The sequence below is a fragment of the Serratia microhaemolytica genome (assembly GCF_004011885.1).
Lineage (GTDB): Bacteria > Pseudomonadota > Gammaproteobacteria > Enterobacterales > Enterobacteriaceae > Serratia_G > Serratia_G microhaemolytica.
On record NZ_SBEF01000058.1, the window covers coordinates 1 to 9,170 of the forward strand.

The following is a 9,170-nucleotide window of genomic DNA, read 5'->3' on the forward strand; positions in this document are numbered from 1 at the left end:
CTGGCTGGTATCGCTGCTCACTGGCGGTCAGGATCAAGGTTCCACCGTGAAATAACACCGCCAGCTCATCCCAACTGGCATCAAACATCAGGCTGGCATTCATCACCATCCGCGCCACACTGACACCCTGCGTTACCAGCAGTTGCCCGGTCGCCAGTACCAGATTGACGATCTGCTGGTGTTCGACCATCACCCCTTTGGGCTGGCCGGTCGAGCCGGAGGTGTAGATCAGGTAGGCCAAGTTGCTCGGGGTCAACGGGCAAACATCCGCATTATGATCAATGCCGTGCTCAAACTGCGTTGCGTCCAGCATCAGTGTCGGGATCGCAGGCTCACCCAGCGCCGCCCGTCCGGCCTGATCCGCCAGTAACACTATCGGCTCGGCATCTTGCAAAATGTAGCGTAATCGTTCAGTTGGATGTACCGGGTCTAACGGCAGATAGGCGCCCCCGGCTTTCAAGATCGCCATTATCGCCACAATCAGTTCGAGACTGCGTTCAGCACAAAGTGCCACGCGCTGTTCCGGCTGCACACCCAGTTTGATCAACTGATCAGCTAACCGATTGGCACGCTGGTTTAACGCACGGTAAGTCAGCGCCTGCTCACCGTAACGCACAGCGATCGCGTCAGCACAGTGGCTCAGTTGCGCCTCAAATAGCGCTGGCAGTGTGGCGACTTGATGGCTGATCCGGCTACCACGCCCCAGTGCCAGTAATGCCGCACGCTGCTGATTTGACAGTAGCGTGATGGCCGACAACGGCTGCTGTGGTTGGTTAATCATCGCGCGCAACACTCGCTGCAAGTAATCGAGATGTTGTTGCATACTCTCGGCACTGAACAGCGCGCTAGCATAGGCGAGCTGAGCGTAAATCCTGCCGTCTGCCGCCTCGCCTAACGCCAATTCCAGATCAAACTTCACCTGCTGGTACGCCACTTCACCGGTTTCAACCGTTAACTGATGCAGTTGTGGCAATAGCTCAGGCTCCTGCCAACTGAGCATCACCTGAAAGATTGGCGCATAGCTGCGTTGACGTGTCGGATTCAGCCGTTCAACCACCTGTTCAAACGGTAAATCTTGATGGGCTTGCGCCTGCGCGACGCGCTCACGTACCTGCTGCAACAGCTTCAGGGTATCCTGTTGTGGTTCAGGTTGAATGCGTAACGCCAGCGTGTTGGCAAAGAAACCCACCACGTTCTCCAGCGCGCTGTGCCCTCGGTTTGCTACCGGGCTGCCGATCACCACTTGGTGCTGCCCGGCAAGCCGTGTCAGCACCACAGACCAAGCGGCCAGCAGCAGCATAAACGGCGTCACGCCCTGTTGGCGGCTAAACTGGCGCAACTGTTCGCTCACACGAAGATCAAAGGTACATGACACTTCATTACCGTGATAGGACGGTTCAACCGGGCGCGGATAGTCGGTTGGCAATGTTAATAACTCCGGCGCACCGTGTAACTGCTGATACCAGTAGTCGGACTGCTGCGTCAGCCGCTCACCCGACAACCATTGACGTTGCCAGGCGGCATAGTCCGGGTAATCAATCGTGCGCGTGGGTAACGCGACGCTATCACCTTGGCAGTAACCGTTATAAAGTTGCGTCAACTCCTGACAGATCACCGCGAGCGACCAGCCGTCAGAAATAATGTGATGTTGCGTTAACAGCAGTGCCCACTGCTGTTCAGCCAGCTTCACTAATCCTGCTCGCACCAGTGGCTCACGGCTCAGGTCAAATGGCTGATGCGCCTGTTGCTCACTTAATCGCGCCAATGCCTGTCGCGCATCTGCTGAAGCCGACAGGTCATGCTCAAGCAACGGCACACCCGACTCGGGCGACAGCAGCAGCACTTCTGCTTCACCGGCAGCGTTAAGCACAAAAGTTGAGCGCCAAGCCTCATAACGCGCATACAAGGTATTCAGGCTAGCAATCAGCGCAGCGCGATTAAGTTCGCCGTGTAGATGGAACAGCGCCGGGATGTTGTAAGTCGCCGATGGCCCCTCCATCTGCCACAAGAACCAGAGCCGCTGCTGGGCAAACGACAGCGGCAAACGCTGCTCGCGTGAAAGACGTGTGATCTCAGGCAGTGCCTCTTGCGGCAGTGCTGCGATCACACTCGCCAGATCGAGCAATCTGCTGTGGCTGAACAGTTGTGCTACCGCCAACGCAACACCGAAATGCTGTTGCACCCGGCTACAGAGCCGCACGGCCAGCAACGAGTGGCCGCCAAGCGCGAAGAAGTTGTCATGGCGACTGACCTGTTCAACCGCGAGCAGTTGACACCAGATCGCCGCCAATTGCTGCTCGATCTGCCCCTCAGGAGCAACATATTCAGCATGGGCAAATGCCTGCTGATCCGGTGCGGGTAACGCCCGTTTGTCCAGTTTGCCATTCGGGGTTAAGGGTAATTCGGTGATCGGGACATAAACGGCAGGTAGCATATACTCCGGCAGCCGCTGTGCCAGATAGTCACGCAGCTCAGCCGAATTCAGCGACTCTCCTTGGTTAACCATAAGATAAGCCACCAATTGCAGCGTATTCGCTTCACCACGCGTGATCACTACCGCATCGCTCACCGACTGATGCGACTTCAGTTGTGATGCGATCTCACCCAGTTCAATCCGGAAGCCACGGATCTTCACCTGTTCATCGTTACGTCCCAGGTAAACCAGTTGTCCATCGGCTTGCCAATAGCCTAAGTCCCCGCTGCGATAAATGCGCGCCCCCGGTTCAGCACTGAACGGATCCGGCAGGAAGCGTTCCGCAGTTAAATCAGCGCGTTTGAAGTAGCCACGCGCCACACCAATACCGCCAATGTAGATCTCCCCCACTGCACCTGGCGCGACTAACTGTTGTTCACTGTCCAGCAGGTAGATACAGGTGTCATTGATCGGCCGCCCGATCGCTATGCCATCAGCCAGTACCTGGTTAATGCGACAACTGGTCGCGTAGATCGCAGTCTCCGTTGGGCCATAAGCATTGATCACATGTACCCCACTCTTAGCACTAAGACAGAGACGTAACGTTTCTGCCTCTGTGGCTTCACCCACCAGCACGATACAGCGTAGGCAAGGCAGCGTGGTCAAGCGCGGTGTTTGCTGTAACATCACCCGCAACGCTGAAGGGGTAACCGTCAGGACATTAATCTGCTGCTGTTCAATAAAGCGATCAAACTGATCCAGTTGCATCAGCATCTCACTCGGCGTAATGCACAGTGTGCCACCATGACAGAGCGTTCCCCAGATCTCCCAGACTGAGATGTCAAAGTTGTAGGAGTGAAACAGCAGCCAGCGCTCACCGGCAACAAAGTCAAAATCGTGCTGATTGGTGCTGAATACACGAGTGACATTACGGTGCTCCAACATCACCCCTTTCGGCCGTCCAGTCGAACCCGAGGTGTAGAGCAGGTAGACCAAATTACTCGCGCTCAGGGTTGGGATCACCGGATCAGGCTGATCTTCACCCTCAAACAGCGAAGGCTCCAGTAGCAATGTCGGTAGATTGTGTTGCCCCAATACGGCCAAACTGCGCTCATCGGTCAGTAACAGCAGTGGTTCAGCATCTTGCAAGATGTAATGCAGACGTTCGGCCGGGTAAATCGGATCCAACGCCACATAAGCGCCACCGGCTTTTAAAATCGCCAACATCGCCACAATCAGTTCAATACTGCGCTCGGCACACAGCGCTACCCGCTGCTCTGGCTGCACGCCTAGCGCGATCAAACGGTGTGCCAACTGATTGGCACGCTGGTTTAACTGACGGTAGCTAATGGTTTGATCACGACAGCAGACTGCTATCGTATCCCCATATTCAGCCAGTTGCGCTTCAAACAACGCCGGCAGTGTCGCAGTGGTGCCACTGTTCTGGCTACTGCGCCCCAATGCCAGTAATGCCGCGCGCTGTTGATCTGACAGTAGCGTGATGCTCGACAGCCGCTGCTGTGGTTGGTTAACCATCGCGCTTAGCACCCGCTGCAAGTAATCGAGATGTTGTTGCATACTCTCGGCACTGAACAGCGCGCTAGCGTAGGCGAGCTGAGCGTAAATATTGCCATCTGCCGCTTCGCTGATCGCCAACTCCAGATCGAACTTCACCTGCTGATACGCCACTTCACCGGTTTCAACTGTTAACTGATGCAGTTGTGGCAACGGTTCTGGCTGCTGCCAGGTGAACATCACTTGAAAGATCGGCGTATAGCTGCGTTGACGTGTCGGATTAAGCCGTTCAACCACGTGTTCAAACGGCAAATCCTGCTGCGCTTGAGCCTGGATCACTCGCTCACGCACCTGCTGCAACAGGTTCAGGATATCCTGCTGCGGTTCAGGTTTAATGCGTAACGCCAGCGTGTTGGCAAAGAAACCCACCACGTTCTCCAGTTCGCGCTGCCCTCGGTTGGCCACAGGGCTACCGATCACCACTTCATCCTGTCCTGCCAAACGTGTTAACACCACAGACCAGGCTGCCAGCAATAACATAAACGGCGTGATGCCTTGCTGGCGGCTAACTTGCCGTATCTGTTCACTCAAGCTGGCATCGAAAGTCAATGACACCACACTGCCGTGGTACGACTGTTCAAGCGGACGCGGGCGATCGGTCGGTAGTGTCAGCCGTTCCGGCGCACCGTACAGTTGCTGATACCAGTAGTCGGACTGCTGCTTCAGCCGATCACCCGACAACCATTGGCGCTGCCAAGCAGCGTAATCAGGGTAATCAATGGTGCGATCGGGTAACGCGACGCTATCACCGTGGCAGTCGCCGTTGTAAAGCTGCGCCAACTCCTGACAGATCACGCCAAGTGACCAACCATCGGAGATAATATGGTGTTGTGTTAGCAGTAAACACCACTGCTGATCGGCCAGTTTGAGTAGTTGCGCCCGTACCAGCGGCCCTTGACTGAGATCAAACGGTTGTTGGGCATATTGCTCTGTTAATTCGGTTAATCGCCGTTCTGCATCCGGCAACCCGGACAGATCCAGCTCCGTCACCGGCAGACCCGCTTCTGCGGGTAACAGCACCAGCTCAGCGTCACCCTGTTGATTTAACACAAAGGTCGAGCGCCACGACGCGTAACGTGCATACAGCGTATTCAGGCTGGCAAGCAGCGCTGTACGATTGAGCGTACCGCGCAGATGGAACAGTGTGGGGATATTGTAAGTCGCCGATGGCCCCTCCATCTGCCACAAGAACCAGAGCCGCTGTTGGGCAAATGACAGCGGCAGCGGCTGTTGACGCGACAGTGGTGCAATCTGCGGTAATGTCTGCTGTGGCAAGGTCGCAATCACACTGGCCAGTTCCAGCAAGCTGCTGTGGCTAAACACCTGCGCTACCTCCAGCACGACGCCAAAAGCCTGCTGCACTCGGCTACAGAGCCGCACTACCAGCAGCGAGTGGCCGCCGAGAGCAAAGAAGTTGTCATGACGGCTGATCCGCTCAACCGCCAACAATTCACGCCAGATCGCTGCCAGTTGCTGCTCAATCTGCCCCTCAGCAGCAATATACTCGGCGTGGGCAAATGCCTGTGCGTTCGGCTTCGGCAGGGCGCGTTTGTCCAGTTTGCCATTCGGCGTCAGTGGCAAGGTGCTGATCGGCACATAGGCGACCGGTAACATGTAGTCCGGTAACCGCGCGGCCAGGTGTTCACGCAGAGCAGCCGCATCAACAGTGTGGCCTGCATTCGCAATCAGATACGCCACCAGTTGCAGCGCGTTCGCTGCACCATGCGTGATCACCACGGCATCACTCACCGAGCGATGCAACTTCAGCTGTGACGCGATCTCACCCAGTTCAATCCGAAAGCCACGGATCTTCACTTGTTCGTCGTTGCGCCCTAAGTACTCCAGTTGCCCGTCGGCGCGCCAGCGCCCCAAATCGCCGCTGCGATACATGCGCGCACCCGGCTCAGCACTGAACGGATCCGGCAAGAAGCGCTCGGCGGTTAAATCAGCACGCTTAAAGTAGCCACGTGCCACACCCGTACCGCCAATATAGATCTCACCGATTGCACCAGGTGGTACCAGTTGTTGCTGCTGATCCAGCAGATAAATACTGTTATTGGCAAGCGGGCGACCAATCACCGGTTCACACAAACCATCACGCTCAATCACTACAAAAGTGGCATCAACCGTGGTCTCGGTTGGGCCGTAAACATTGGCGGCACAGATATTCTCTGTCTGCTGAAGGCGTTGCCACAGATCGACAGAGATCGCTTCACCACCAATAACCAACATTAACTGGCGGGTGAGTTGCTCAGCCAGTCCGGCATTCAGTAATCCCTCCAACTGTGATGGTGTACAGCAAAAATAGTTGGCCTGCTCGGTCACCAGGTGCGCCACCACTTTGGCCGGCTCGCGTTTATCCTCTGCGGCGGTCAGAATCAGCTCGCCACCATAAAACAGGACTTGTAACTCCCCCCAACTGGCATCAAACATGATGCTGGAATTCATCACTACCCGCACACGATCAACGATCCGGCTTAGCAACACATCAACGGTTGCCAGCATCAAATTGACAATCTGTTGATGCTCAACCATCACCCCTTTCGGTTGGCCGGTGGAGCCAGAGGTGTAGATCAAATAAGCCAGATTGGCTGCTGTCGGTGTCGGCAGTTCAGGATTGGCTGCATTCTCATGCCGATCGCTAAACAACCCAGGGTGTAACATCAATGTCGGTACGTCGGGTTGCCGCAACACCGCGTATCCCACTTCATCCGCTAGCAACAGCGACGGCTCAGCATCTTGCAAAATATAGCGCAACCGCGCTCCCGGATAGGCCGGGTCTAATGGCAGGTAAGCCGCTCCCGCTTTTAAGATTGCCAATATCGCTACAATCAATTCGATACTGCGTTCAGCACAGAGCGCTACCCGCTGTTCCGGCTGCACACCGTGGGTAATTAACTGCTGTGCCAGACAGTCAGCGCGCTGGTTTAATTCACGGTAAGTCAGTGTGCGGTCAGCATGGCGCACCGCAATGGCGTCAGCACATTGTGTCAATTGCGCGTCAAATAGCGCCGGTAGTGTCGCGACCGTGCTGCTCATCTGGCTGGCACGCCCAAAGGCCAACAATGCCGCACGTTGTTGATCTGACAGTAGCGTAATGCTCGACAAGCGCAGTTGTGGCTGGGCAACCATCGCGCTTAACACCCGTTGCAGGTAATCAAACTGCTGCTGCATACGCTCGGCACTAAACAATGCAGTGGCGTAGGCTAGCTGAGCATAGATCCGGCCGTCTGACGCCTCACCTAACACCAGTTCCAAATCAAACTTCACTCGCTGGTAATCGATAGCGCGGCTCTCCACTTCCAGGCCAGCAAACTGCGGTAATACTTCACGTTCCTGCCAACTCAACATCACCTGGAACAGCGGTGTGTGACCGCGCTGGCGGCTCGGATTCAACCGCTCAACCACCTGTTCAAACGGTAAATCCTGATGCGCTTGCGCCTGTATCACCTGATCACGGGTGTGTTGCAGCAACTGCTGAACATCCGCCATCGCCGCAACGTTAATACGCAATGCCAGCGTATTGGCAAAAAAGCCAACCACCCCTTCCAGCTCACTGCGCCCACGGTTCGCGACCGGGCTGCCGATCACCACCTCATCTTGACCGGCTAACCGTGTTAACACCACTGACCAGGCTGCCAGCAATACGATAAACGGCGTGACGCCTTGTTGACGGCTAAACTGGCGCAACTGTTCGCTCTGTGCCGCATCAAAACTCAACCAGAGCCAGTTCCCCTGATAGGACTGTTGCAACGGGCGCGGGTGATCCGTCGGCAGTGTCAGCCGTTCTGGCGCTCCGTGTAATTGTTGATACCAGTAGTCTGACTGCTGCTTCAACCGCTCCCCGGATAACCATTGGCGCTGCCAGGCAGCATAGTCCGGATAATCAATGGTGCGCGTGGGTAACGCGACGGTATCACCTTGGCAGTAACCGTTATAAAGCTGTGTCAGCTCCTGACAGATCACGCTAATTGACCAACCATCGGAGATAATGTGGTGCTGTGTCAGCAGTAAATACCACTGCTGTTGCGCCAGTTTCAGTAGTTGCACCCGTACCAGCGGCCCACGACTGAGATCAAACGGTTGATGAGCCTGTTGCGCTGTTAACGCCACCAATCGCTGTTCTGCATCCGGCAAGTCTGACAGATCCTGCTCAATCACTGGCAGCGCCGGCTCTGTCGCCAACAGCACCAGTTCAGCCTCACCCTGTTGATTTAATACAAAAGTTGAACGCCAAGACTCATAACGCGCATACAGCGTATTCAGGCTGGCGAACAGCGCTGCACGATTGAGTTCGCCGCGCAGATGGAACAGCGCCGGGAGATTGTAAGTGGCCGATGGCCCCTCCATCTGCCACAGGAACCACAGCCGCTGCTGGGCAAACGACAGCGGTAGCGGCTGTTCGCGCGGCAGGCGTGTCATCTGCGGCAACTGATCCTGCGGCAGGGTCGCGATCACGCTGGCCAATTCAAGCAAACGGCTGTGGCGAAACACCTGCGCCACCGTCAGCAAGACGCCAAAATGCTGCTGCACCCGGCTACAGAGCCGCACCACCAGCAGCGAGTGGCCGCCGAGGGCAAAGAAGTTGTCATGGCGACTGATCCGCTCAACCGCCAACAATTCACCCCAGATCGCCGCCAGTTGCTGCTCGATCTCGCCTTCAGGGGCCGCGTATTCTGCCCGGGCAAATGCCTGTGCATTCGGCTCCGGCAGGGCGCGTTTGTCCAGCTTGCCATTCGGTGTCAGTGGCCAGGCACTGATCGGCACGTAAGCAATCGGTAACATGTAGTCCGGTAACCGCGTGGCCAGATATTCACGCAGCTTCATCGGTTCGATGCGTTGCCCCGGCTGGGCGATCAGGTAAGCCACCAGTTGCAGCGCATTCGCTTCACCCTGTGCCACCACCACTGCATCACTGACCGCCGGATGCTGGCTCAGTTGTGCCGCTATCTCACCCAGTTCGATACGGAAGCCACGGATCTTCACCTGCTCATCGTTGCGCCCCAGATAAACCAGTTGCCCGTCGGCGCGCCAGCGTGCCAAATCGCCGCTGCGGTAGAGGCGCGCCCCCGGCTCGGCACTGAATGGATCCGGCAGGAAGCGTTCTGCGGTTAAATCCGCACGCTTAAAGTAGCCGCGTGCCACACCGGCTCCGCCAATGTAAATCTCGCCGACAGCACCC

At 56.4% G+C, this 9,170-nt stretch carries 1 protein-coding gene; it reads right to left on the reverse strand.

Annotation, left to right across the window (positions count from 1 at the left end; all coding sequences use genetic code 11):
* On the reverse strand, nt 1-9,170 hold a 9,170-nt coding region (locus EOJ37_RS13270; RefSeq protein WP_127960378.1), incomplete at both ends, for a non-ribosomal peptide synthetase.